General features: G+C 68.6%; 23 protein-coding genes and 1 pseudogene. 11 read left to right on the top strand and 13 right to left on the bottom strand.

The genetic code is table 11. The features are described 5' to 3' along the window. Positions 1-9 precede the first annotated feature (9 nt). Positions 10-1566, bottom strand: coding sequence for a methionine--tRNA ligase (metG, locus tag ACQP06_RS31210; protein ID WP_433668395.1), 1557 nt, complete (start codon positions 1564-1566; stop codon positions 10-12). Positions 1567-1620: 54 nt separating this feature from the next. On the opposite strand from metG, the gene ACQP06_RS31205 reads away from it, so the two are divergent. Both ACQP06_RS31205 and ACQP06_RS31200 read left to right on the top strand, forming a co-directional pair. Continuing rightward, positions 1621-2448 (top strand): TatD family hydrolase, encoded by an 828-nt coding sequence (locus ACQP06_RS31205; RefSeq protein WP_433668394.1) that lies wholly within the window; start codon positions 1621-1623, stop codon positions 2446-2448. Between the two features lie 229 nt (positions 2449-2677). Next, complete coding sequence (locus ACQP06_RS31200; protein WP_433668393.1) at positions 2678-3805, top strand: transglycosylase family protein; 1128 nt, start codon at positions 2678-2680, stop codon at positions 3803-3805. A gap of 133 nt (positions 3806-3938) precedes the next feature. Here the strand turns inward: ACQP06_RS31200 and ACQP06_RS31195 are convergent, their stop codons facing one another. The 3 genes from ACQP06_RS31195 to ACQP06_RS31185 form a co-directional block, all read right to left on the bottom strand. Then, positions 3939-5555 (bottom strand): FAD-dependent monooxygenase, encoded by a 1617-nt coding sequence (locus ACQP06_RS31195; protein ID WP_433668391.1) that lies wholly within the window; start codon positions 5553-5555, stop codon positions 3939-3941. Then, the gene (locus ACQP06_RS31190; protein ID WP_433668389.1) at positions 5534-6874 is read right to left on the bottom strand and encodes a serine hydrolase domain-containing protein; all 1341 of its coding nucleotides are present in this window, start codon (positions 6872-6874) and stop codon (positions 5534-5536) included. Before ACQP06_RS31190 ends, ACQP06_RS31195 begins: the two co-directional genes overlap by 22 nt. A gap of 88 nt (positions 6875-6962) precedes the next feature. After that, a complete protein-coding gene (locus tag ACQP06_RS31185; RefSeq protein ID WP_433668388.1) occupies positions 6963-7730 on the bottom strand; it encodes an SDR family NAD(P)-dependent oxidoreductase in 768 nt (255 codons plus the stop codon). Between the two features lie 161 nt (positions 7731-7891). Here ACQP06_RS31185 and ACQP06_RS31180 point away from each other — a divergent pair, with 161 nt between their 5' ends. Further along, positions 7892-9049, top strand: a complete 1158-nt coding sequence (locus tag ACQP06_RS31180) for an alpha/beta fold hydrolase (RefSeq protein ID WP_433668387.1) — start codon at positions 7892-7894, stop codon at positions 9047-9049. A 24-nt stretch (positions 9050-9073) separates the two neighbouring features. Here the strand turns inward: ACQP06_RS31180 and ACQP06_RS31175 are convergent, their stop codons facing one another. After that, positions 9074-10582 (bottom strand): alpha/beta fold hydrolase, encoded by a 1509-nt coding sequence (locus ACQP06_RS31175; protein ID WP_433668385.1) that lies wholly within the window; start codon positions 10580-10582, stop codon positions 9074-9076. Positions 10583-10793: 211 nt separating this feature from the next. On the opposite strand from ACQP06_RS31175, the gene ACQP06_RS31170 reads away from it, so the two are divergent. Both ACQP06_RS31170 and rsmA read left to right on the top strand, forming a co-directional pair. Beyond that, a complete protein-coding gene (locus ACQP06_RS31170) occupies positions 10794-11300 on the top strand; it encodes a hypothetical protein (RefSeq protein WP_433668384.1) in 507 nt (168 codons plus the stop codon). Positions 11301-11348: 48 nt separating this feature from the next. Continuing rightward, positions 11349-12230, top strand: a complete 882-nt coding sequence (gene rsmA, locus ACQP06_RS31165; RefSeq protein ID WP_433668382.1) for a 16S rRNA (adenine(1518)-N(6)/adenine(1519)-N(6))-dimethyltransferase RsmA — start codon at positions 11349-11351, stop codon at positions 12228-12230. Positions 12231-12260: 30 nt separating this feature from the next. Here the strand turns inward: rsmA and ACQP06_RS31160 are convergent, their stop codons facing one another. Both ACQP06_RS31160 and ACQP06_RS31155 read right to left on the bottom strand, forming a co-directional pair. After that, positions 12261-13853 carry an ArnT family glycosyltransferase gene (locus ACQP06_RS31160; RefSeq protein ID WP_433668380.1) on the bottom strand — a complete coding sequence of 531 codons (1593 nt, stop codon included), beginning with the start codon at positions 13851-13853 and terminating at the stop codon, positions 12261-12263. A gap of 444 nt (positions 13854-14297) precedes the next feature. Continuing rightward, positions 14298-15062, bottom strand: a complete 765-nt coding sequence (locus tag ACQP06_RS31155) for a TetR family transcriptional regulator (RefSeq protein ID WP_433668379.1) — start codon at positions 15060-15062, stop codon at positions 14298-14300. A gap of 93 nt (positions 15063-15155) precedes the next feature. Here ACQP06_RS31155 and ACQP06_RS31150 point away from each other — a divergent pair, with 93 nt between their 5' ends. Then, positions 15156-16364, top strand: coding sequence for an FAD-dependent monooxygenase (locus ACQP06_RS31150; protein ID WP_433668377.1), 1209 nt, complete (start codon positions 15156-15158; stop codon positions 16362-16364). A gap of 9 nt (positions 16365-16373) precedes the next feature. Here ACQP06_RS31150 and ACQP06_RS31145 read toward each other — a convergent pair whose 3' ends face one another. Beyond that, complete coding sequence (locus ACQP06_RS31145; RefSeq protein WP_433668376.1) at positions 16374-16769, bottom strand: VOC family protein; 396 nt, start codon at positions 16767-16769, stop codon at positions 16374-16376. A gap of 176 nt (positions 16770-16945) precedes the next feature. Here ACQP06_RS31145 and ACQP06_RS31140 point away from each other — a divergent pair, with 176 nt between their 5' ends. The 4 genes and pseudogenes from ACQP06_RS31140 (at position 16946) to ACQP06_RS31125 (ending at position 19964) form a co-directional block, all read left to right on the top strand. After that, on the top strand, positions 16946-17524 hold the full coding sequence (locus tag ACQP06_RS31140) for a hypothetical protein (protein WP_433668374.1): 579 nt from the start codon (positions 16946-16948) through the stop codon (positions 17522-17524). 180 nt (positions 17525-17704) lie between these two features. Next, positions 17705-18037, top strand: coding sequence for a chorismate mutase (locus ACQP06_RS31135; RefSeq protein ID WP_433668372.1), 333 nt, complete (start codon positions 17705-17707; stop codon positions 18035-18037). An 849-nt stretch (positions 18038-18886) separates the two neighbouring features. Further along, positions 18887-19780: pseudogene (locus ACQP06_RS31130) on the top strand (helix-turn-helix domain-containing protein). Then, the gene (locus ACQP06_RS31125) at positions 19770-19964 is read left to right on the top strand and encodes a DUF397 domain-containing protein (protein ID WP_433668371.1); all 195 of its coding nucleotides are present in this window, start codon (positions 19770-19772) and stop codon (positions 19962-19964) included. Before ACQP06_RS31130 ends, ACQP06_RS31125 begins: the two are co-directional and overlap by 11 nt. Here ACQP06_RS31125 and ACQP06_RS31120 read toward each other — a convergent pair whose 3' ends face one another. The 5 genes from ACQP06_RS31120 to ACQP06_RS31100 all read right to left on the bottom strand — a co-directional run bounded on the left by ACQP06_RS31120 (position 19965) and on the right by ACQP06_RS31100 (position 24644). After that, a complete protein-coding gene (locus ACQP06_RS31120) occupies positions 19965-20465 on the bottom strand; it encodes an LpqN/LpqT family lipoprotein (protein WP_433668369.1) in 501 nt (166 codons plus the stop codon). A gap of 146 nt (positions 20466-20611) precedes the next feature. After that, positions 20612-22852, bottom strand: coding sequence for a heavy metal translocating P-type ATPase (locus tag ACQP06_RS31115; RefSeq protein ID WP_433668368.1), 2241 nt, complete (start codon positions 22850-22852; stop codon positions 20612-20614). Continuing rightward, complete coding sequence (locus ACQP06_RS31110) at positions 22849-23745, bottom strand: hypothetical protein (RefSeq protein ID WP_433668366.1); 897 nt, start codon at positions 23743-23745, stop codon at positions 22849-22851. The genes ACQP06_RS31115 and ACQP06_RS31110 overlap by 4 nt, the downstream gene beginning before the upstream one ends. Further along, positions 23742-23948 carry a heavy-metal-associated domain-containing protein gene (locus ACQP06_RS31105; protein ID WP_357092063.1) on the bottom strand — a complete coding sequence of 69 codons (207 nt, stop codon included), beginning with the start codon at positions 23946-23948 and terminating at the stop codon, positions 23742-23744. The genes ACQP06_RS31110 and ACQP06_RS31105 overlap by 4 nt, the downstream gene beginning before the upstream one ends. A 102-nt stretch (positions 23949-24050) precedes the next feature. Further along, positions 24051-24644, bottom strand: a complete 594-nt coding sequence (locus tag ACQP06_RS31100) for a TetR/AcrR family transcriptional regulator (RefSeq protein WP_433668364.1) — start codon at positions 24642-24644, stop codon at positions 24051-24053. 93 nt (positions 24645-24737) lie between these two features. On the opposite strand from ACQP06_RS31100, the gene ACQP06_RS31095 reads away from it, so the two are divergent. After that, complete coding sequence (locus ACQP06_RS31095) at positions 24738-25490, top strand: SDR family oxidoreductase (RefSeq protein WP_433668363.1); 753 nt, start codon at positions 24738-24740, stop codon at positions 25488-25490. Positions 25491-25493: the final 3 nt, after the last annotated feature.

Genomic DNA, 25493 nt, shown 5'->3' with positions numbered 1-25493 from the left:
GATCTCGTATTACTTGGGCGTCACATGCTTCGGGAAGACGACTTCCGGCTCGGGGAGAGCCGTGCCCGGGACCAGCGGGGTGGAGACGTCGGCGAAGGTGCGCTCGGGGGCGGCCAGCAGGTCGAGGATCTTGCCCGCCGAAGCGGGGATCACCGGCTGGACCAGGATCGAGACGATGCGCAGGACTTCCATGGTCACGTAGAGGATGGTGCCTTCGCGGGCGGTGTCCTCGGGGGTGCCGGCCTTGGCCAGGGTCCACGGGGCCTGGGCGGAGAAGTAGCGGTTGGTCTCGCCGAGGGTGAGCCACAGCTGTTCCAGGCCGAGATGGATCTGCTGCTGGTCGAATTCGGCGCGGACCTTCTCGAGCAGGCCGTTGGCGCGGTCCAGCAGGGCCTTGTCGTCCTCGGTGAACTCACCGGGGGTGGGGACCACACCGGCGAAGTCGCGGCCGACCATCTTCAGGCAGCGCTGGGCCAGGTTGCCGTACTCGTTGGCCAGGTCGGAGTTGATCCGGCCGATGATCGCCTCTTCGCTGTAGGAGCCGTCCTGGCCGTAGGAGATCTCCCGCAGCAGGAAGAAACGGAGGGCGTCCAGGCCGAAGGTGTCGACCAGCTCCATCGGGTCGACCACATTGCCGACCGACTTGGACATTTTCTCGCCCTTGTAGTTGACGAAGCCGTGCACGAAAACCCGCTTCGGCAGCGCGATTCCGGCGCTCATCAGGAACGCGGGCCAGTACACGGTGTGGAACCGCGAGATGTCCTTGCCGATGATGTGCAGATCCGCGGGCCAGTACTTCTGGAACGAGGCCGAGGTGGTGTCGGGGTAGCCCGCGCCGGTGAGGTAGTTGGTGAGCGCGTCCACCCACACGTACATGACGTGATCGGGATGCCCGGGCACCGGAACGCCCCAGTCGAAGGTGGTGCGCGAGATCGACAGATCCTTCAGACCGGCCTTCACGTACGAGACGATCTCGTTGCGCCGCGTCGCGGGCGCGATGAACTCCGGCTGCGTCTCGTACAGTTCGAGCAGCTTGTCCTGGTACTTGGACAGGCGGAAGAAGTAGTTCGACTCCTCGGTCCACTCCACCGGGGTCTTGGTGTCGGTGGAGATGCGGGTGCCGTCCTCGAGGACGGTGGTCTCCTCCTCGGTGTAGAACGCCTCGTCGCGCACCGAGTACCAGCCGGCGTAGGTGTCGAGGTAGATGTCGCCCGCGGCGACCATCTGCTCCCAGATCGCGACCGACGCGGCGAGGTGGTCCTCGTCGGTGGTGCGGATGAAGCGGTCGAAGGAGATGTCGAGCGTCTTGTCCATGTTCTCGAAGACGTCGGAGTTGCGCGAGGCGTACTCCTGCTCCGAGAGACCCGCGGCCTTGGCGGCCTGCTGCACCTTCTGGCCGTGCTCGTCGGTGCCGGTCATGTAGAACACATCGAAGCCGTCCAGCCGTTTGAAGCGGGCCAGGGCATCGGAGGAGATGTACTCGTAGGCGTGCCCGATGTGCGGTGCGCCGTTCGGGTACGCGATGGCCGTGGTGACGTAAAAGGCGGGGCGATCGGATGCGCTCATGGTGTGTCTACTCTATCTGCGTGTCCTTCGTCGCTCGCGTGAATATCCCCGTCCATGAGTAGCCGCCGACCTGCGCCCGAACCGCCGGAGCCGCTGTCGCCGCTGATCGACGCGCACACCCACATCGACGCCTGCGGGGCCACCGATCCGGAATCGGTTGCGGCGCTGGTGGACCGGGCCCGTGCGGTGGGCGTGCGAGAACTGGTCACGGTCGCCGACGATCTGGAGGCCGCCCGCTTCGCGGTGCGCGCCGCCAACTGGGACGACCGCGTGTACGCCGCCGTCGCGCTGCACCCGACCCGGGCCAACCACCTCGACGACGCCGCCAAGGCCGAGCTGGAGCGGCTGGCCGCCGATCCGCGCGTGGTCGCGGTCGGCGAGACCGGCCTGGACTACTACTGGCCGGGCAAGCTGGAGGGCTGCGCCGACATCGAGGAGCAGGTCGAGGGCTTCCGCTGGCACATCGACCTGGCCAAACGGCTGGGCAAGCCGCTCATGATCCACAACCGCGAGGCCGATCACGACCTGCTGGCCGTGCTGATCGACGAGGGCGCGCCCGACGAGGTGATCTTCCACTGCTTCTCCTCGGACGCGAACATGGCGATGGCGTGCGTGGAACAGGGCTTCGTGCTGAGTTTCTCGGGCACGGTCAGTTTCAAGAACGCGCACGAATTGCGTGAGGCCGCGAAACTGGTTCCGGACGAACTGATTCTGGTGGAAACCGACGCGCCGTTCCTGACGCCGCACCCGTTCCGGGGCGCGCCGAACGAGTCCTACATGCTGCCGTACACGCTGCGCGCGCTGGCGGAGCTGCGCGAACAGGATCCGGTGCAGCTGGCCAAGATCACCACGGCGAACGCGCGCCGCGTCTACGGGATCTGAGGGGGCCGCGGAAACGCGGCCGCCGCACCTTTTTTCGTCTGCGCACGGCTCCCGCGTTGCCATCGGTACGAGTTGAATCGGTGTGGCTCGGCTCACTAAGATCTGCCGCGATCGTGATTCACCTGCGGTTCGATATCGGGTCGTGACCCTCGTTTCCGCAGTACCACCGCGAGTGGTTGTGATTCACCGACCCCCTCGTTATCGTATTGTGACCATGCCGGGATTTCCGATGCACGCTTTGGCGAAGATCAACTCGTCGCGTTCCCCGATGTTGTACGGGGCGATCGCGGCGATGCTCGTCACGCTCATCGTCGGCGCGGGTGTCGCCATCATGAGCAAGAAGCAGGTGACCTTCGTCGTCGACGGCAAGGATTTCGTCGTGTCCACCATGCGCGGCGACGTGCGCGGCGCGCTGGCGGACGCCGGCTACGGCATCTCCGGCCGCGACGACGTGTCCCCGTCGGCGGGTGCGCGCATCAGCGACGGTTCCACCATCACGCTGAACCGCGCCCGCGAGGTCTCGCTGATCGTGGACGGCACCCCGTCCAAGGCGTGGACCACCGCGCTCACCGTGGCCGAGGCCGTGGTGAAGCTGAATCTGCCCGGCGACGTCTTCACCTCGCCCGCGCGCCCGACGCCGCTGCCGCTGGTGGGCGCGCAGCTGCTGATCACCAACCCGCGCACGGTCGAGCTGAGCGACAACGGTTTCGCCCCCGCCCTGGTCCGGCTGGCCGCGCCGACCGTCGGGGAACTGCTGCAGGTGCAGGGCCGCCCGCTGGTGAACCAGGATTTCGTGGTCCCGGCCGCCAACACCCCGCTCACCGAGGGCATGAAGATCACCGTCACCCGCAAGATCGTGCAGAACCGCACCGAGCGGGTGCCGCTGGATCCGCCGGAGAACACCATCGAGGATCAGTCGCTCAATATGAGCCGCACGATCGTCGAGAACGCGGGCGTACCGGGCACGCAGGACGTGACTTTCGCGGTCTCCATCGTGAACGGCCAAGAGGCGGGCAAGGATCCGATCAAGTCCACCGTGATCGTCCCCGCGCAGCCCAAGACCGTGCGCCGCGGCGCCAAGCCCGGCACCGAGGTCCCGGATGTCAAGGACGGCCGCACCTGGGATGCCCTGGCCAGCTGTGAGTCCGGCGGCAACTGGGCGATCAATACCGGCAACGGTTATTTCGGTGGCATCCAGTTCGACCAGAGCACCTGGGAACGGCAGGGCGGCACCCGCTACGCGCCCCGCGCCGATATGGCCACGCGTGAGGAGCAGATCGCCATCGCCGAGGTGACCCGCGCCCGTCAGGGCTGGGGTGCGTGGCCCGCGTGTACCTCGCGGCTGGGAATCAGCTAGTCCGGACCCCTCATCGGTCCGGACAGCCACATCGATCGGGTCGAACTGCTGTCCCGCGCGTGCGGACAGTGGACTCTCACCGGGGATGTCGGTCCCGCGAATCAGGGTGTTACCGGAGATTTCTTCCGTGTGGTCAGCGGAAAGTGGATTCGAGACAGCTCATCAGGTCCGCGGTGTCGGCCGGGCGCCGGGCGTAGCCGAGGTACCCGTCGGGCCGGATGACGAAGGCCGAGCGGCGCGCCGCCCGGTAGGCGCGCGCGAATTCGCCTGCGGTGTCGCGGATCAGCGGGAGGGTGGTCGCGTCCGCCACCGCGGCCGGGGTGGCGATCAGGTACACGTTCAGGTGGCAGCGGGTGGCCGCGATCGCGGTGGTGGCCAGCTCTTCCAGTGCGCGCAGGTCGGATTCGGTGGTGGTGTCGTCCGCGTACAGCAGCAGGGTATGCCGGGTGCCGTCGAGCAGGGCGAACAGCCGGAGGTCGAAGGCGACGGCGGCGCGGGTGAGGCCGCGGGCGTCGGGGGCGCGGGCCCCGGCGCGCGGGGCGGGCTCGTCGGCGGGGGAGGCCGCCACGATCGGGCTGCCCGCGTAGTCGATGAGCAGCTGGGCTTCGCGGCGCAGCACGTAGTCGGGGTCGGTGGAGTCCGCGCCGATGCCTTCGCGGGCGCTGCGGACCGTGCGGCCGACCACCTCCTCACCGACCGGTCGGCGTTCGGCGTCGTAGGAGCCGAGCAGCGCGGGGGAGGCGTCGCCGTGGACCGCCAGCGCCAGTTTCCAGGCCAGGTTGTGGGCGTCCTGGATGCCGGTGTTCATGCCCTGCGCCCCGGTGGGCGGGTGGATGTGGGCGGCGTCGCCGGCCACGAAAACCCTGCCGTGGCCGTAGGAGTCGACGATCCGGTGACTGATCCGGAAGACCGAGGACCAGCGCAGATGCGAGACCAGCGCCGGTTCGGGGGCCAGCCGGTCGACGACCGCTTGCAGGTCGTCGATCTCGGGCGTCCACCCGGTGGTGAAGCCGTGCTCGACGCCGTCGCCGGTCTGCTCGCCCGAGTGGCCGTCGGGCAGCAGCATGGAGATGCGGTACCGGTGCAGGCCGGGCAGCGGGATGCAGACCAGCACGTCGTCGATGACGCCGTCGGTGCGGTGGCCGGCGCGAATGTTGTAGCCGCGCGGCATGTTCCAGCCGAGTTTCACATCGCCGAGCATGTACTGCTCGGCGAACGCGGCCCCTTCGAACGACAATCCCAGCGCCTTGCGGACCGCGCTGTGCGCGCCGTCGCAGCCGACGAGATACCCCGCCCGCGTGGTCGTGGCGCCGGTCCCGTTCTCCAGCGTGACCGTGACCCCGTCGGCGTCCTGCTCGAAAGCCGTTACCCGCGTGCCGCGTTCGATGACGCCGCCGAGTCCGGTCAGCCGGTCCCGCAGGATCCGCTCGGTCTCGTACTGCGGCAGCCCGACGAAGCCGTACGGCACGTCCGGCGGCAGCGTCAGCTCCATCCGCCCGTCCGGTTCGCCGTTCATGTAGGCGAGTTGCCCGCGCAACGGTATTGCGGCGTCGAGGATTTCCCGCACCACGCCCATCTGCTCGAACACCTCCAGCGCGCGCGGCTGGATGCCGACGGCCTTCGCGTACTGCGGTGGTTCGAGCAGCGGGTCGACGATCCGGCACGGTATGCCCCGGCGACGCAGTTCGATGGCCGCGGTCAGCCCGACGGGTCCGGCGCCGGCGATGATTACCGCGGTGTCGTCGTCCACGGCGTCGACTCGGTCGGCGAGGCGGGTGCGGTGGTGTTCGTAGCGCTGTCACGTTGTGCCGGATCGGGTCCGGACAGGGCGTTGGGGCCGTAGAAGGTCGGCAGCATGGCCTTCACCAGCACCAGGGCCGATCCGTCGCCGCTGGGTACCGCCGCCAGGTTGGTGGCGACCACGATGGTGAGCCCGGACTCCGGGTCCGACGCCATGTAACTCATGAAGCCCGGGAGCTGGCCGTCGTGCCCGAATTGGTGTTCACCGAATCGCACCAGGCCCAGGCCGTATCCCGCCAGGGTGGGAATGTCCGGGTTGATCGGCTGGACGCTGTCCATCCGCATCTTCTGGAACTCGGCGTCGAGCAGCTTGCCCTCGACGAGGGCCTTGGTGAAGGTGGTCATGTCCTCCACCGTCGAGATCGCGGCCCCGGCGGCCCAGGCCCAGGAGGGGCTCGAGGTGGTCGAATCGTTCGGTTGCAGGGTGCCCGCCAGCGCGGCCGCCCGCTGGTCCGGGGGCAGGGAGTAGGTGTCGATGGTGGAGACCATGGTGCCGAAGGTGTAGCCCTGCGGGTGCGGGTCCGGGATCGAGGAGTCGCTCACCGCCGGGAACGAGGTGTTCTTCAGTCCGAGCGGCTCGAAGATGCGCTGGCGCAGGGCATCTGCCAGCGGCATCTTCGCGACCTTCTCGATGATCAGCCCGAGCAGGATGGTGTTGGTGTTGGAGTAATCGAACTTCTCGCCCGGCGGGAATCGGACCGGGTGCGCGAAGGCGATGGCCAGCAGCTCCTCGGGGGTCCACACCTTCTGCGGGTCCTTGTCGACCTCGACGCTCAGGTCGCGGTCGAAGGTGTAGTTGTAGAGGCCGCTGCGCATTTCGGCGAGCTGAGCGAGGGTGATCTTGTCGCCGTTGGGCACGCCCGGCCAGTGCTTGTCGACCGGATCGTCGAGGGAGAGCTTGCCCTCCTGGGCGAGCTGCATGAGGACCGTGACGGTCATGGTCTTGGTATTGCTGCCGATCCGGAAATGGTCGTCCACCCGGATGGGGTCGTCCTCGCCGATGGTCCCGGTCCCGAAGGCGGCCTTCCAGCTCCCTTCCTCGGGCGAGGTGATCATGACGACCGCGCCCGGAATGACGTTGTCCTTCATCAATTTCGTGATGAGGGGGCGCAGCTTCGCGGCGTACGCCGGTTCCTTGGATCCGTTCGAGTCCGGGGACCCGGTGGTGGATTCCTTCGATCCACCCGAGTCCTTCGAGGACTCGCATCCCACCGCCGCGGTCAACCCGATGGTGGCGACAAGCACTCCGAAACTCCGCCGGTTTCCCATGACGCTCCGTCCGGGTCCGATGTTCGTGGCTAGGAAGTGCCTGCCAGCCTAACTCCGTACCGACTGGTCCTGATCGAAATCGGGTCCGCTACATCAGCGCGCCGCCGTCGACCCGCAGCTCGGTGCCGGTCATGTAGCGGCCGTCGTCGGAGGCCGCCATGGCGACCACGCCCGCGATGTCCTCCGGCTTGCCCAGCGCGCCGCCCTCGATCCAGCCGGGCAGCCGCGCCATGAGCGACCAGTCCGCGTCGGCGGGCAGCGCCAGACCGGAGGTGATGCCGGTGCTGATGCCGCCGGGCACGATATTGACCGCGCGCAGGCCCTTCTTCACGTATTCGAGCGCGATGGAGTGGGTCAGCGCGTTCACGCCCGCCTTCGACGCGGAGTACGCCGCCATGTACGGGTTGGACCCGAACGCCGAGGTGGAGGAGAAGTTCACGATCACGCCGCGGCCGGATTCGATGAGCGCGGGCAGCGCGGACTGGATCATCAGGAAGGTGCCGGTCAGGTTGACCGAGATGACCTTGTTCCAGTCCTCGAGCGGCATCTCGTGGGTGTGCGCGGCGCGCAGGATGCCCGCGGCGTTGACCAGAACGTCCAGGCCGCCGAGGAATTCGAGGGCCTCGGCGGTGACCGCGCGGACCGACTCCTGGTCCGCGATGTCGATGGTGAGGGTGCGCAGGCGTTCGCGCTGCGCGGCGGGGGCGGCGTCGACGGTGGCGGCCAGTCCGGCCTCGTTCACATCCGCGGCGACCAGCTGGGCTCCCTCGGCGAGCAGGCGCAGGGCCACGCCCTGACCGATGCCCGATCCCGCTCCGGTGACAATGACTCGACGACCTTCGTATCTGCTCGACATGGCGAGAAATTAGAACAAGTTTCAAAGCGCGTCAATGGGTTGTGCGTCGGATACTGTCCCGCTATTTGCCAGAGTGTTCACATATTTGAACGACAGTCCAGTAGATAAACTCCTTCGCCGTATGCGTTGGGCAATTCGGGTCGGGACCTGATGGAGGATTCATGCGTTCGGTTGGTTGGCGTACTCGTGCCTGCACGGCGGCTCTCGCGGCAGCCGGTGCCCTGCTGGTGATCCCGGGCGGCCCCGCCCACGCCGATCCCGGCACCGCCTTCGCCACCAGCGCGCTCCCCGACGGCTTCCGGGGCCTGTCCAACGGCACCATCATCGACTACTGGACCACCCGCTCCAACGGCGAACCGGTGAAAGCCAGTGGCGCGCTGTTCGTTCCGCCCGGCCCCGCGCCCGAGGGCGGCTGGCCGATCATGGCCTACGACCACGGCACCTCCGGCATGGGACCGGGCTGCGGCGGTCAGACCGATACCACCCACCTCACCCGGCCCACCGAGGACAAGTTCCTGCAGTACCTGGTGAACAAGGGCTTCGCCGTGGTCGCCCCCGACTACCTCGGCCTGGGCCGCTTCGACACCGGCCCGCACCCGTACCTCGAGATCGGCACCGAGGCCGGCTCGACCATCGACCTGCTGAAAGCCGCACGCGCACTGAACCCCTCGCTGTCGCGCAGCTGGGCGGTCACCGGCTTCTCGCAGGGCGGCCAGGCGGCGCTGGGCACCGCGCACCTGCAGGCCGCCACCGCACCGGATCTCGACTTCCGCGGCACCATCACCGTCGACCCGGAATCGGATCTGGAGAAGATCACCCCGTTCGTCGGCCCGTGGGTGCCGGAGATCCCGGGCCAGGCCGGAACCGCGGTCAACGGTTTCGTGGTCAGCATGCTGGCCGGTCTGCGCGCCACGCACCCGGAGGCGAACGTCGACAGCTTCCTCACCGAGCGCGGCCGTCAGGCGCTCGACGAGTCGCAGAGCCTGTGCTTCGTCGACATCATGAAGAAGGTCGAGGGCATGGGCATCGGCGACATGCTGTCGCGGCCGCTGAACGATCCCGCGTTCCAGGCGGCCATGAACCAGTACATGACCGTGCCGGTCAACGGCTACGACGCGCCGATCCTGTTGCTGGTCAACGCGACCGACACCACCGTGCCCTCCCCGCTGCACGCCGCGCTGGCCGCCCAGTTCGCCGCCAACGGCGTCGACTTCTCCACGGTGGTCGGCACCGGCACCCACACCCAGCTGAACCCGGCCATGTGGGATGCGATCGGCGCCTTCACCGATCGCATCCTGTCCACCCCCACCCTGCCCTGAGCTGGGAGGTCCGGCCCGGACCGGCTACTTCGGGAACCAGTTGTAGTCGGGCGCGCAGGTGATGTCGGCGTCCGGGCGGACGCCGGTGGCCAGGTAGGTGTTCACGGCGTCGTTCACGCACGGGCTCAGACCGTCGCGGAACGACGCGTGAATTCTGGTGTCCGCCAAGGTGATCAGCCGTGACTTCGGGAGCTTCGCGTGCAGCGCGAGGCCCTCGGCGTACGCGGTGCGGGTGTCGTGGACATTGGCCAGCATCAGCACCGGGGTGTCGTTGCCGATCTCGGTGGGCTGCTCCACCGGGTCCGGCCAGAAGGCGCACGCGGTGATGTTGTTGGCGAACGCGCCGAACACCGGCTGCGACGCCCGGGCGGCCTCGACATTGTTGTAGTACCAGGCGGGATCGCGGGGCGCGGCCTTGTCGCCGCACATGATGGCGGCCATGGCGGCGGCGTCCAGCGGCACCACCGAGAAGATCTTGGCCTGCAGGGCGTCCATGTCGATCGGGCCGCCCGCGACGCCGCTGGCCACCATGGTGAGGATCTCGGCGAGGTTCGGGTTGAACTGCGGATTGGGCAGCAGCGCAACCAGAATCATCGGGATGGTGTGCTCGTCGACGAGGAAGCCGCTGCCGTAGATCTCGTGACCCGCGGACCGGCGGATCAGGTCCTCGACCCAGCCGCGCACCGCCTCGGGGGTAGTGCCGAAGTGGTAGAGGTCGTCGTGGCGGGCGGCCCAGGTGGCCCAGTCGTCGAGCGCCCACTCGTTGATCGCGCCCATGTCCTGATAGAGGCCGATGTAGTAGCGGTCCGGGTCGATCGGGGAGTCGAGGACCATGCGGTCGACGCGGTCGCCGAACAGCTGGGTGTACACCGCGCCCAGGTAGGTGCCGTAGGAGGCGCCGAAGAAGTTGATCTTCTGCTCGCCCAGCACACTCCGGATGACATCCATGTCGCGGGCGGTGTTGCGGGTGGTGATGTGGCGGATCTTGCCCGGGTCGGTGGCCACGCAGGCGCTCGCCATGCCCGCGGCCACCGTGGCGTCGCGGGCGAAGCCGAGGACGTCGAAGCCCGCCGAGAACAGAATGGTGGGAATCGGAATCGTGCAGTTGACCTTGTCGGAACGGCCGATGCCGCGCGGGTCCATGCCGATGATGTCGTACTGCGCGCGCACGTCGTCGGACAGGTTCGTCAGATAGTTCGCGGGCATGCGCAGGCCCTGGCCGCCCGGACCACCCGGGTTGGTCAGCAGGATGCCGCGGCGGCGCTCCGGATCGGTGGCCTGGACCCGGGAGATGCCCAGGGTCAGGGTGCGGCCGCCGGGATCGGCGTAGTCGAGCGGAACGACGACGCCCGCGCACTGCGCGCCCGCCTTGTCCAGGATCTTGTCATTGCAGGCCTGCCAGTTCACCGTCTGATGCGTGAAGCGATCCGGCGCGACGGGCGCTTCCGCGTGCACCGGGCCCGCGGGCAGGGTGGCGGCCGCCGTCACCAGCGTCGCGCCCAGAACGAACCGTCGAATCCGCCGAGCGGGCATGCACTCTCCTCCAAGGTCGTGGTTGCCGGGTGGCGACGCTACCCGGCAGTGTGGCGAAAAAGCCTGAGACGTGGGGTTTTTGGCCCGACGCGCGTGTCCGCCACGCCGTGCGGACGCTGCGGCGAATTTCCGGCGAACCCGATCGATAGACTGCGCCGATCCCGCTCGAGACCGCTCCGATCCAGCTCGCCGTCCCCTCGCCGGAGGAATCATGCGTGCGCTCGTTCGAACCCTGGCCGTCGCGACCCTGACCCTCGGCGGGCTGCTGAGCGCCCCGATTCTGCCCGGGAGTCCGGCTCTCGCCGAAAGCGGCACGGCCGCAGGGACTCTCATCGCCGCGACCGCCCACCCCGACGGCTGGCATCAGCTGTGGGGCGGTTCCTCGCTCGAATACTGGACCACCCGATCGAACGGCGAACCCGTGCGGGCCAGCGGCGCGCTGTTCGTGCCCGCCGGAACACCGCCCGCGGGCGGCTGGCCGATCATGGCCTGGGATCACGGCACCACCGGCATGGGCCCGGCCTCCGATGTGGAGAAGGCGCTGCCGATCACCGTGCCCTCGCCGCTGCACGCCGCGCTGGCGGCCCAGTTCGCCGCCAATGGGGTCGACTTCTCGACGGTGGTCGGGACCGGCGGCCACACCGAGCTGAATCCGCAGATGTGGGCGGCCATGGACGCCTTCACCGACCGCGTCTTCGCCGCCCCGACCGTGTCCTGACCGGGGTGTCGGCGCGAGTGATCCGCCCAGCTTGATAGGTTTTCCAGAATGTCCGAACCCGAAGTCGCCGGTCGTGGAAAAGCCGCCCTGCTGGGCCCCGCCGAAGTGCGTGAGCTCGCCGAGCGATTCGGGGTCCGCCCGACCAAGCAGTTGGGGCAGAATTTCGTCCACGATGCCAATACGATGCGCCGCATCGTCGCCACCGCGGGAGTGACACGCGGGGACACCGTGCTCGAAGTCGGGCCCGGTCTCGGATCGCTGACCCTCGCCCTGCTCGACGTGGTGGATCGCGTCATCGCCGTCGAGATCGATCCGACCCTGGCCACGCATCTGCCGCAGACCGTCGGGGCGCGCGCTCCCGAACTCGCGGACCGGCTCACCGTCGTGCCCATGGACGCCATGAAGGTCACACACGCCGACCTGCCCGCCGAGCCGACCGCGCTGGTCGCCAACCTGCCCTACAACGTCGCGGTGCCGGTGCTGCTGCACCTGCTGGCCGAATTCCCGAGCATCCGGACCACGCTGGTCATGGTGCAGCTCGAGGTCGCGGATCGGCTGGCGGCCACGCCGGGCGGGCGCATCTACGGCGTGCCCAGCGTGAAGGCGGGCTTCTACGGCACCGTGCGGCGCGCCGGAACCGTTGGCCGCCAGATCTTCTGGCCGGTGCCGCAGGTGGAATCCGGGCTGGTCCGCATCGACCGGTTCGACGACGCGCCCTGGCCGCAGGACGACGCCTTCCGGCAGCGGGTGTTCGCCGTGGTCGACGCGGCGTTCGCGCAGCGCCGCAAGACCCTGCGCGCGGCCCTCGCGGGCTGGGCGGGCTCGGCCGCGGAGGCCGAGAACCGTCTCACCGCGGCCGGTATCGCGCCCACCGCGCGCGGTGAGACGCTCGATACCGCCGCTTTCGTTCGTCTGGCTCAACAAGGCTGACTCCCCGCAGCCGGCCGAGTCCGGGGACTCTCAGATTCCGCTGGGGAAGGTGAGGGTCTGCAGGCCCGGCCACACGTCGGCCCACGGGTGCTTGGGTTCGCGGCACACGTAGACGGTCATCAGGCGCTCCAGGCCGGGCAGGCCGTTCGGGTCGTTGATCTTGGTGACCTCGGTGGTGGAGTTGAACTGGGCCAGGAAGTCCTTGTCGCCCACGCCGTCCACCGACAGGTAGACGATGGTGCGGTAGGAGTCCGACGGCGGGCCGAAGTAGCCGAAGCCGCGGTTCGGGCTGAACACCGGCGGCATGTTGTAGTCGCGGCCGAACTCCTCCAGCGCGCTGGCCTGCACGTAAGCAGCGGCGACCACGGCGGTGTTGCCGCGCTCGGCTTCCGGCAGTCCGGCCACCGCGTCGGCGACCGCCTTGGTGAAGGTCTCGTATCCGGCCGGGCCGGTGAGCGATTCACGCTGCCAGTACTGGGCCTGGTCGGTGATCGGCTTGTCGATGCCGGTGAAGTCGCGCGCCCACTCCCAGCTGTAGGGGACCGGGATCGAGGCCATCCACGCCGTGAACATGACCGCCGACAGCACCGCCACGGCATTGACCCACTTGCCGATCTGCTTGCGCGCCTCGACCGTGCTCAACGCGAACGCGCCCGCGCCGACCAAGGCGGGCCAGAAGCCCGCCACGTAGTAGGAGCGACCGTTCTCGACCAGGACGATGATCAGCAGGCCCAGGCCCGCGATCAGCGCGAAACGGTAGGGCCGCAACGCCTCCAGCCGGGTGAGGCCCCACAGGCCGAAGATGCTCAGCAGGCCGCCGAGCAGACCGCACTGGACGGCGATCTCGATCGCGCAGATCAGCGGACCGGTATTGGCGGCGTACTGCTCCTGGGCGATGATCTCGGTCATCTGCGATTCCACCCAGCCGTGCTGCACCTGCCACACGATGCCGGGAACCATCGACAGCGTCAGGATCGCGGTGCCGACGTACAGCGCCGGGCGGCGCAGCAGTTCGCGCGGGCCCGCGATCAGCACGCCCAGGCCGAGCAGCGCCCACACGCCGGGCATCATCCACTTCGCCTGGAACGCCAGCGCCGCCGCCACGCCAGCGACGATCAGCAGGTAGTCCTGCCGCGTGCGCACCCAGCGGATGAGCAGCCAGATGATGGCCGCCTGCAAGGGAATGTCGAAGGTCAGCGTGATCAGCTGCATCTGGTTGAAGGCCAGCGGTGATACCGCGTACGCCGTCGCGGCCAGCACCTGATACCGCGCGCTCGCACCCAGCTCCCGGGCGGTGGCGGCCGCGACGACCGCCGCGGCGGCCATCAGCAGCAGCGCCGGAATGCGCAGTGCCAGCACCGAACCCGGGGCGATCAGATCCATCACATGCGCCACGAACGGCGCCAGCGGACCCTGATCCGGGTAGGCCCAGGCGAGCCGTCGCCCGGCCGCCAAGAAGTACAGCTCATCGCCGAAGTAGTTGATCCGAGCCGCGGGGAGGCCGAGCACGGCGGCGAACCCCAGCGAGACCGCCAGGACGCCCTTCCACGCGAACGGATGCACCCGCCGATCGGCGACCGGTTCGACGGCGACCAGCTCCGGCGCCACATCGGTGGTTGACACTATGCCCTCCCAGGGAACACAAAAACGCCCGGCGAAACCGAAAGTCGGCAAGGCCGGGCGTCGATCACGCAGCAGAATATCCGCAAACCCCCCGTGCAGTCGCCCCGAACTTTCAGGGGCTTGCCGCCCCCTCCGCAGCAATCCGCCTCCCGGCGCCCGGGTTCGCCCCCTCCTCACGGAGTCTCGGCCCGCCCTGTCGGACGGTCTTCAGCACCCCTCCAGCTACCCCTGTGAACGGCCGCTGAACACCGTAAACGCCGGTGCCGAACGAGCGCTCTCGCGGATTCCCGCCACCGGTGCGTGCCTGCCGATCGGGCGAAAGTGACCGCGCTCATCCTGTGTGGATTTGTCTCAAATGCGACAAGTCACACATGTGCCATTCGGGTGTGCCTGCGGCCATCGCGATCTCGTCGCACGGAACCGCGAGTGTGTCTCAAAAATGTCTCACGATGCTGTCTCGGAGCCGTCGCCGGTGGGTATGGCGAGATACCGGTAGACGGTCGCGCGGGATACGCCCAGCTCGGCGGCGATCTCGTCGACGGTGTGGTCGCCCGAATCCCGCATGCGCTGGGCGGCGGCCACCATCGCCGAGGTCATCGCGCCGGGACGGCCCCGGGCCGGACGGCGGCGGGCCGTCTCGGGCGCTCGGGCGGGGGTGGCGGTCCGCCGGGGTGGCGGCGTGTTCAGGAGTTGTTGCGCGCCCGCGAGAATCGCCGCGCGCAGCTCCGGCTCGGGATGGTCGGCGAAGATGACCACCGGGTCGCTGAGCGCGGCGTACACCTGCGTGGCCCGCACCCGCTCGGCGAAGTCGGCATCCGGTCCGGCGATCACCTCCTGGGCGGCCAGCGCGATGTCACGCAGCCGCGCGTAGGTCGCGTTGTCGGCGGACAGCGCCTCGTCGTGCAGCTGCATCCGCAGCACCCGCGCGTGCCGCAGCCAGGTGTCGATGAGTCCTTCCACCACGGCCCACTGCCGCTCGGCCGAGTCCGGGAGGCTCTGGACCGATTCGAGCAGGGCTTCGGTCTCGGCCAGGAGGGGCTCGACCAGGGCGGCGACGATGTCGCTCTTGCTGGGGAAGTGGTAGAGCACGGCGGTTTTCGTGAGGCCGACCTGCTCGGCGATCTCCCGCACCGATACCGCGTGGTACCCGCGTTCGACGAACAGCGCGAGCGCGGTGCGCAGGATTCGGGCCCGTGAGTCGTCGGTCATGTCCCAGCACCCTACCCGTTGACTGACCAACGGTCAGTGGCTTACAGTCGACACTGACCGTTGGTCAGTATTTTTGAGATAGGGATGGTCATCATGTCGAACGAGCGAATTCTGATTTCCGGCGCCGGGATCGCGGGTCAGGCCCTGGTGTATTGGCTCGCCCGCCACGGGTTCCGGCCGACCGTGGTCGAGCGGGCGCCGCGGCTGCGGACCGGTGGCCAGGGCGTGGACATTCGAGACCAGGCGATCGAGGTCGTCGAGAAGATGGGCATCCTGCCGCGGGTGCGCGCGGCGGCGGCCGACGTGGTCGGCATGCGGTTCGTCCGCGCCGACGGCCGCGAGATCTCCCGCGTCGACATCGAGGGCATCAAGAACGAGAACGGCAGCGCCGAGGTGGAGATCATGCGCGGCGATCTGGTGCGGATTCTGCACGACATCACCGCCGGCGCAGTCGAATACCGCTTCGACGACGCCATCACCGCGCTGGATCAGGACGACGACGGCGTGACCGTCACCTTCGCGAACGGACCCGCCCGCCGCTTCGACCTGGTGGTCGGCGCCGACGGCCTGCACTCCACGGTCCGCAAACTGGCCTTCGGGCCGGAATCGGACCACGTGCGCTTCATGGACCACTACTTCGCCTTCGGCAATGCCGACGCGGAGCTGGGCCCCGACCGGTGGGTCACCATGTTCAACACCCCCGGCCGCATGACCGGCGTCTACCGATCGGGCAACCATCCGCAGGCCAAGGCCTACTTCATGTTCCGCAGCCCCCGGCGCGACATCGACCTGCGCGATCAGCAGGCCGCCCGCGCCCTGCTGTCCGCCGAGTTCGGCGACGAGAACGACTGGCACGTACCGGGATTGCTCGCCGGCGTCCTCGCCGACCCCGACGCCTACATCGACGCGCTCGGCCAGGTCCGTATGGAGTCGTGGTCCAGCGGCCGGGTCGTCCTCGTCGGCGACGCGGCCTACTGCGCCTCCCCGGTCTCGGGGGCGGGCGCGGAGATCGCCCTGATCGGGGCCTACCGGCTCGCCGGAGAGCTGGCGGCCGCCGGCGGTGACCACCGGATCGCCTTCGACCGGTACGAGCGGTCGCACCGCCCGCTGATCACCCGCAAACAACAGGTCGGACCCAATCTCCGGCTGATGGTGCCGAAGACCCGGCTGGGGATGGCTGTGCGCAACACCGTCACTCGCCTGCCGCTGCTGGAGTCGATGTCCGGCATGGAGCGCATCATGTCCCCGAAGGCCACCGACCGGCTCCCCGACTACGAGTCGGCAGCCGATACCGCCAGGTGAAAGCCCGGCTCACCGGTCCTTGTGGCACACCGCTTCCAGCATGACGCCGTCGTACCCGCGCCAGAACGTGGCGTAGTACGGCGGCGGATACTGCGGGAAGGACTGTGGCGTATGAATGACCTCGTCGCCGCGCCCCGAGGCCCAGTCGTGCACCCGGTCGACATCGGCGCGGGTGGGGACCATGAACGCGAGATGCTGCAGACCCGCCCGCTCGGGGGAGTAGCCCGGCTCCGGGGCCGGGTAGAAGAAGAGATAGGTGCCGACCTTGCCGCCCGCGGGCCAATACGCGAACTGCGTATCGTCGGCCAGCAGCTTGTCGTACCCGACCAGCGGCATCAGCTGGTCGTAATACTGTCGTGCCGCAACGAGATCGGTGACATTGACGCCGAGGTGTCCCAGAGGCATGGTCGGAATCTACGCGATGTTCTCTACACGATCTCCGCAATCGGTCCTGGGGCATCCACAGCGGGTCGACAAGTTGCGATCCGAGGGACGGCCGGCGGAGGTCGTCTCTTGGCCAATTCCGTTGCGGTAGTGAGTGATATCGCGTCGTGTCGGTGGGTTCTGACATGCTGACGGGCATGAGTTCGAGATTGTCGGTCGATGTGTCGAGCGAGCGGGTGTTCACCGCGGTCACCGGTTCGGGGATGCTCGCGCTGTGGGATCCGGCCGCGTTCACCCATGTCGTCGATTACGACAGCTGGGAAGTGGAGTTGCTGGATGACGAACCGGTCGTCGAGCACATTCGCGCCGGTCGGCTGGTGCCGCTGAACATCCTGTCCGACGGGCGATTCGGGGTGCTGGTGCGGCAGGGCGCGGCGGGTGAGCTCACCGAGCGCGAGCGGCAGTACGCGCAGAACTCCTCCGAGCCTTACCTGTTCGTGTCCACGGGTGTTGCCAATATCAGCGGCATCGAGGAGGTCGGCTCGTTCGATGAGGAAGAGTCCACGGTGGCCGACATGAAGCCGACCGAGATCGACCTTCCGGCAGGCTCGTACGCCGTGACCGTCCACCTCCTCGACTGGGAAGCGGAACCCGGCGCGACGGACGACAAGGGCGACGCCACCCCCACCGCCCTCCCCGACTTCGTGGTCCTGATCGCACCCGCCGACGGGGGATCGTTCCGCGCCGACATCGAAACCTTCGACGACCTCGGCTGATCGGCGGCCGCCGCGGACCTGTGGTTTGATGGCCGAGTGATGTTGATGACGCAGTCGTGGTGGCAGCCGAGGTTTCGGCGGCTCTGACTTGCGTGTGTGTCGGCTGCCGGTGCGGTGGTCGACGCGTCTCGCGTCACTCGGCTGACGCAGCGGTGGCCTCGAAATGAGAGGTCCGGATTCATGTCCCTGGAAGAAGTGCGCGGCGAGATCGACGCGATCGACGCGCGGATCATCGAATTGCTCGGCGCCCGGCAACAATTGGTGATGCGCGCGGCCACGTTCAAACGCAACGAACACGAGGTCCGCGCCCCTGACCGCCGCGTGCGGATGATGGTCCGCCTGCGTGAGCTGGCGGTGCGCCACGGCGTCGAGCCGACATTGGTCGAGCGGGTCTACAACACCCTGATCGACGGATTCATCGAACTCGAGCAGCAGCGCCACCGCGCGCTCATCGCGGGGGAGGTGGCCGTTTCAGCCGCGCCGCGACCGGTAGAGACGCAGCCCGGCGCGTAATAGGACGCTGCGAGGAGACGGGCGGATCCCCGGAAACCGCTGACGCGCCCGCCTTCTCCCCGCGCCGATCGACCAGCTCCTTCATCAACCGCGTGGCAGACCCGCCCACATCCTCGAAATCCATCCCGCGATTGTTCCGCGGAACCGGACACGCCCGCCGAGTCCTCACCACCCGCCGCCGAGCCCTACCTGATCAACCGAACCGGCTCGCTTTCGAGGTGAGAGCCGCGCGACCGCGCGGGGTGATCCGCCAGCGCCCGCGCGGGTGACTGGGAACTATCAGGCCACGGGATTCCAGGTGCGCCAAGGCGTTGCGTGCACGCCAGGTGGTAAGCGTCGCGGCGACCTGAACTTGGGCGGCGGAGAGTGTGCGGTCGGGACTGAGTGCGATGAGAACGGCCACCTCGGCGGGGGTCATGGGTGAATCTCCTGTGTGGATGACTGGGGATGGTTTGAGCGCGAGCGTGTTCGGCTTCGGTTCCGGCGGTGGCGACCGGTTGGTAGGCCGGGGCGGCTGGGGACTTCGAGGAATCCGCCGGTGGTGGTCGAGATCCGGAGGTGGTCGGCGGTCGCGCTGCGGTTCTCGAGGTGGAAACCCCACCACGACCACACGATCACGCCGCCGCACAGGGCGGCGATGGTCATCAGGGCCCATGCGTCCCAGGGCATTACGGTCCCTCCTTGTCATCGGTGATGCGGTGAGCGTCACCGGGCACGGCGGGTCGCGCCGCACACCCCGGGGGAACCCGTGGAAATTCTGCGAACCCGCAGTTCCCAGCCCGGGAGGGTCGTACGCTGGTTCCCGGAATGGGAAGACCTCAGGGCCGTAGCGGACCAAGGGGGTAGCCGTTGTCCGAAGATCACAGCGCCGGTTCGACATTGCCGCGCCGCCAACTAGGCCGCGCGCTTCGCGAGGCCCGGGAGGGATTGGGCCTCACCCTCGAGCAGGCCGCGAAACACATGGAGTGGGGCAAGTCCACGCTCGGGCGGGTCGAGAAGGGACAGGCCGAACGGGTTCGTACCCGCGAGGTCGCTGATCTGTGCCAGCTCTACGGTCTGTCCGACGAGCGCACCGAAGTCATGAAGAACCTTGCGGCCCAGGCCAGTACACGATCGTGGTGGTACCCGTTCACCGATCTGATCGCGGCCGGGTTCAATGTCTATCTCGGGTTGGAAGCCGGGGCGGCCGGACTGTCCTTCTACCAGCCACTGGTGGTGCCCGGGCTACTTCAGACGGCCGAGTACGCCCGCGCGATGGACCGTGCCTATTTTCCACAGGAGAGTCCCGCGGAAATCGACCGCCGGATCGAACTCCGTACCCGCCGGCAGGCCATTCTCCAGCGGAAACGCAACCCCGCCAAAGCCGATGTCTTGGTTCACGAAGCCGTGCTCCGCACCGTGGTGGGTTCCCCGCAGATCATGACCGCCCAACTGCGGCACCTCGCCGATCTGGGGACGGCCGAGAACATCTCGATCCGGGTGCTGCCGTTCCGCACCGGCCTTCCTCTCGGAGTCGGGATGGCTCCGTTCGTGATCCTCGATTTCGCGGTGGATTCGCGTGGCGGCGTGGAACCTACCGTTGTCTTCGCCGAGAATTAAACCGGCGGAATGTATTTCGAAGAGCGGGGCGACGTCGACAGGTACCGTGCGGCACACCGGACGTTGACGGATGCCGCGCTCGAGGCGGATATCAGCCGGTCGCTGCTGCGGGAAATGGCGAGGAGATTCGAAAGTGAACGATGAACTGTCCCAGGCGGAATGGTTCAAGTCCAGTCGATCCGGCGGCGGTCAGGAATGCGTCGAGGTCGCATTCCTGCGCCGGGGTGGGGTCGGGGTCCGTGATTCCAAGGACCCCGGTGGGCCCGCGTTGGTGTTCACCGGCGAGCAGTGGGATCGCTTTCTCGCCGGTGGGGTGTGGGAGCGGTAGTTACGCCGAGATGGACAGGCCCTGGAGGATGGCGGTGGGGGCGCTGCCGTCGCTGTCGTTGCGGGTGGTGATGGTGAGCTGGACCAGGTACTGGCCCTTGTCGGAGTCGGCGATGATGTAGCGGTTGTAGGCCCACAGGGTGAGGTTCTGGACCTCGTAGGTGCCGGTGATGGCGGCGGAGGGGAGGCCGTCGTAGTCCGCGGTGTCGGTGTCGATGTCCTTCCAGGCGGGGAGCTGGCGGGCATCGGCGAAGGCGTGGCTGAGGAGTTCGGCGGCGTCGACGGCGGGGGTGAAGGTCGCCACCAGGAGAACCGCGTTGTCGGCCCAGCCGTCGACCGGCGGCTGGGTCCAGACGCCGAAGGAGCCGGGGAACATCTGCGGCGGGACCTGCTGCCAGCCTTCGGGAACGCCGACGGTGACCTTCGGCGCGCCGGGGGCCGCGGGGTCGACCGGGGCGGCCTGGATCTGGGCGGAGGCCAGGTATTCGGCGATGGTGGTCAACGAAGCTCCTCGAGAGGGGGCGGCGGTGGACACCCGACATTCAACACGATGACAGCGAAGCGTTGGGCGACGACCGCGACGGGCCGCCCGGATCGTGCGATCCGAGCGGCCCGTCGCCGTGACTCACCCGCCGGAGCGGTGCCGTCTCACCCGCGGAAGCGGCGCAGCCGCAGGCTGTTGCTGACCACGAACACGCTGGACAACGCCATGGCGGCGCCCGCGAGCATCGGGTTCAGCAGGCCGGCGGCGGCCAGCGGGATGGCCGCCACGTTGTAGCCGAACGCCCAGAACAGGTTGCCCTTGATGGTGCGCAAGGTGGCGCGGGACAACTTGATCGAGGTCGGCACCGCCCGCAGGTCGTCGCGGACCAGGGTGAGGTCGGCGGCCTGGATGGCGACATCGGTGCCGGTGCCCATGGCCAGACCCAGATCGGCCTGGGCCAGGGCGGCCGCGTCATTGACGCCGTCGCCGACCATGGCGACCACCTTGCCCTCGTCCTGCAGCTTCTTCACCACGTCCAGCTTGTCGCTGGGCAGCACCTCGGCGATGACCTCCGCGATGCCGACCTGATCCGCCACGGTGCGGGCGGTGGCGGCATTGTCGCCGGTCAGCAGCACGGGGGTGAGGCCGAGCGCCTTCATCTCCGAGATCGCCTGCGCACTGGTCGGTTTCACGGCGTCGGCGATGACCAGCACGCCGCGCGCCTGCCCGTCCCAGGCCACCACGATGGCGGTCTGCCCGGCCTGCTCGGCGCGAGTCTTGGCGTCCGCCAGGACTTCCGGCACCGTGATCGACCAGTCCGCCATCAGCTCGGTGCGCCCGATGACCACGGCCCGCTCGCCGACCAGACCCTGCACGCCCTTGCCGCCGTGGCTGACGAACTGCTCCACCTTCTCGGTGTCGAGTCCGCGCTCGGCCGCGCCGGCGACCACGGCCTTGGCGACCGGGTGCTCGGAGCCGTGCTCGACGGCCGCGGCCACCGACAGCAGCTCGTCGGCATCGACGCCGGACGCCGGAATCGCTTCCGCCAGCGTCATCTTGCCGGTGGTGACGGTGCCGGTCTTGTCCAGCACCACGGTGTCGATCCGCCGGGTCGACTCCAGCACCTGCGGGCCCTTGATCAGGATGCCCAGCTGCGCGCCGCGCCCGGTGCCCACCAGCAGCGCGGTGGGCGTGGCCAGGCCGAGGGCGCACGGGCAGGCGATGATCAGCACCGCCACGGCCGCGCCGAACGCGGTCGCCACCGCCGCACCGGTGCCGAGCCAGAAGCCCAGCGCCGCCACCGCGATCGCGATGACGATCGGCACGAACACACCGGCCACCCGATCGGCCAGCCGCTGCACCGGCGCCTTGCCGTTCTGCGCGTCCTCGACCAGCGAAGCCATCTGCGCCAGTTGGGTATCCGCGCCGACCCGGGTGGCGCGTACGGTCAGCAGACCGCCCGCGTTCACGGTCGCGCCCACCACCTGATCGCCGGGACCCGCCTCGACCGGCACCGATTCACCGGTCAGCATGCTCATGTCGAGCGCCGAACTGCCGCTCACCACAACACCGTCGGTAGCGACCTTCTCACCGGGACGGACCAGGAACTCCTCGCCGACCCGCAGATCGCCGATGGGAATCCGGGTCTCGACGCCGCCGCGCAGCACCGACACGTCCTTCGCGCCCAGCTCCAGCAGCGCCCGCAGCGCGGACCCGGCCTTCTCCTTGGACCGCACCTCGAAATAGCGGCCCGCGAGAATGGCCGTGACCAGGGTGGCCGCCACCTCGAAGTACAGCGCCGAGGACGAATCACCGCGCTCGATGGCGAAACTGAACGGGTGCTTCATGCCGGGCATTCCGGCATTGCCCCAGAACAGGGCGTACACCGACCAGCTGAACGCCGCCAGCGTGCCCAGCGAGATCAGCGTGTCCATGGTGGCCGCGCCGTGCTTGGCGTTCACCCACGCGGCCCGGTGGAACTGGGACGCGCTCCACACCACGATGGGCGCGGTCAGGGTGAGCGAGAGCCACTGCCAGTTGGTGAACTGGAAGACCGGAAACATGCCCATGGCGACCACGGGCACCGCGAGCGCGAGCGTCACCAGCAGCTTGTGCCGCAACAGATCCGCCGCCGTCGGGCTCGAATCGGTCTCGGCCGCCTCGGTTTTCACCGGTTCGGTGTGGTGCACGGCCGCGGTGTAGCCGGTGTCGACGACCTTGGCGATCAAGTCATCGGCGGTCACCGAGTCGGGGAAGCTGACCTTCGCCTTCTCGGTCGCGTAGTTGACCGACGCCGTGACGCCGTCCATCCGGTTGAGCTTCTTCTCGATCCGGGAAGCGCAGGAGGCGCAGGTCATTCCACCGATATCGAGTTCGATCGAACGCTCGGGAGCCGGGGCGCTCATGAGTGACCTCCTCCGTGTGATGCGGGCGCACCCGAAGCGGGTGCGGCGGTGGATGCTTCGCCGGTGAATTCCGCGGTGTGAACCGTGCCGCCGTGCTGGAAGTCCAGGTACAGGCGGTACTTTCCGTCGCTGGGGGCTTCCGCGTGGAAGGCGACGTCGGGGCCGGGGGCGGTCTTGCCGACCTCGCCCTCGGGGTGGACGTGCAGGTAGGCCAGGTCCGTGGCCCGCAGGGCTACCAGGTGCGCGTAGGCGCCGAGGTAGGGCTGCAGGTCGGTCACCGGCTTGCCGTCCCGGGTGACGCCGAAGGTCAGTTCGCTGCCCGCGGTGGTCAGATCACCGGTGAGGGTGACCCGGTACCCGTCCACGTCGGCGGTCCTGGAGACCGGCGGCAGCGGCTTGTCGGTCACATTGCCCGCCACCGCGACGGTGCGGCTCAGGACCAGTTCGCCGGGCCCGCCGGCGGGGGAGAAGTCGGCGAACACCCGGTAGCTGCCGGGCGCGGCCCACTTCCAGTCCAGCGACCAGGTGCCGTCGGCGGCCCGGGTGGGATGCACGTGCCGGAACTGGCTCGCGTCCGAGCGGACCACGATCAGGTGCAGGTCCTTGTCGTGGAGATTGTCGTATCGCGTGACGGTGCCCTGCGGTCCGGTGATCCGGAAGCGCAGTGCGCCTTGCTGATCGGGGGTGGCCGGGGCGCTGATCTCACCGAGGGTGTAGCCGGAGAGGCTGTCCTGCAGGCCGGTCGGCGCGGCGGTCTCGTGCTGGGAGTGGTCGGCGGCCTCGGCCGGGGCCGCGCCGGACCGGTCGCCCACCAGGGCGCCGATGCCGAGCGCGGCTCCGAACAAGACGACCAGTCCGCCACCGAAGGCGGCGAACTTCAGTCGATCGTTCACCTGGCCACCTCGTAACCCGCTTCGTCGACGGCGTCGATCACATCGGCGTCGGCGAGCTCGGCGGCCGACTCGATCTTGACCAGGCCGCTGGCGAGATCCACATCCACGCTGGTGACACCGTCGATCTTGCCGATCTCCTTCTGCACCGAACCGACGCAGTGGCCGCAGGTCATTCCGGTGACGGTGTAGGTGCTGGTGGCCATGGTGGTCTCCTTCGCTCGCTTCTCATACGGTGAGGGGGTATCCCCGACACCGAGAAACATACCCCCCATGGGTACCTGACGCAAGCGGTTGGTCCGAGAAATTCACTCGGGCCAGGCCAGCATGGCCAGCGCGGCCACTCGCCGCAGCTCGTCCTCGTCCGCGCCGTCCCGCGCGGCCTGCGACATGCCCTGCATGACGGCCCCGGTGTAGCGGGCCAGGGCTCGGGCGTCGGTGTCGGCGGGCAGGCGTCCGGCCGCCACGTCCTCGCGGATCCGCCGCTCGAAGGCGTCGATATTGTCGTTGCGCAGCTTCTGAAGTAGTTGCAGCACTTCATGATTGGTGGTGTTGATGCCCGCGTGGATGACCAGGCAGCCGGGGGGCTGGCCGGGTCGGGCGTATTCGACCGCGGCCTCCCGCAGGGTGCGCTCCGCGGCGGTGCGGGCGGTCGGTTCGTCCGCGAACGCGCGTGCCGCGAAGCCGCCGTAGCTCATGCCGTAGGCGGCGAGGACCTCGTCGAACAGTTTCCGCTTGTCGCCGAACGCCGCGTACAGGCTGGGAGCTCCGATGCCGAGCGCCTTGGTCAGGTCGCTGACCGAGGTGGCCTCGTAGCCGCGTTCCCAGAACAGCCGCAGCGCCTGGTCGAGGGCGGCGTCGCGGTCGAACGAGCGGGGGCGACCCCGGGTGGTTGTGGCCATGTCAGCGATTTTATAACGACCGCTACACATGTGTTATCGTCCCTTTCTGTAACGGTCACTAGAGAATGTGGCCGACGAACGAAGGACGAGGTCATGGGCGCACTTTCCGGTAAGACGGCACTGGTCACCGGCAGCGGACGCGGAATCGGGCGCGCCATCGCGCAGCGCCTCGGCCGCGACGGCGCGCGGGTCGGCGTCCACTTCAACGGCAACGCGGCCGCCGCCAAGGAGACCGTCGCGAGCATCGAGGCCGCGGGCGGCCAGGCCTTCGCGTTCGCCGCCACCCTCGGCGTGCCCGGCGACGCCGACGCGCTGTGGACCGCCTTCGACGCCCACGCCGACGGCCTGGACATCCTGGTCAACAACGCGGGCATCGACGGCGTCCGGGAACCCATCGGGGGTACCTCGGAGGAGGCCTTCGACCGGGTCTTCGCCGTCAATACGAAATCCCCGTTCTTCGTCACCAAGCTGGGCCTGGACCGGCTGCGCGACGGCGGGCGCATCGTCAACGTCTCCACCGGGCTCACCCACGGCGCGGGCATGCCGGAACTGCTCGCCTACACCATGACCAAGGGCGCGATCGACGCCTTCACCTCGGTGCTGGCCAAGGAGGTCGGCGCGCGCGGCATCACCGTCAACGCGGTGGCGCCGGGCGTGGTGGACACCGACATGAACGCCGACTGGCTGCGCAACGACGCGACCATGGCGGCGGTCTCGGCGAAGTCGCCACTGAATCGCGTGGCCGAGCCCGCCGAGATCGCGGATATCGTCGCGTTCCTGGCCTCGGACGACAGCCGCTGGGTCACCGGCCAGTGGATCGACGCCACGGGCGGTGCGCTGCTCTGAGCA

This window comes from Nocardia sp. CA-136227 (genome assembly GCF_050955695.1).
Taxonomy (GTDB): Bacteria; Actinomycetota; Actinomycetes; order Mycobacteriales; family Mycobacteriaceae; genus Nocardia.
The sequence above is the reverse complement of the archived record's forward strand: the minus strand, read 5'-3'. Positions and strand labels throughout refer to the sequence as shown.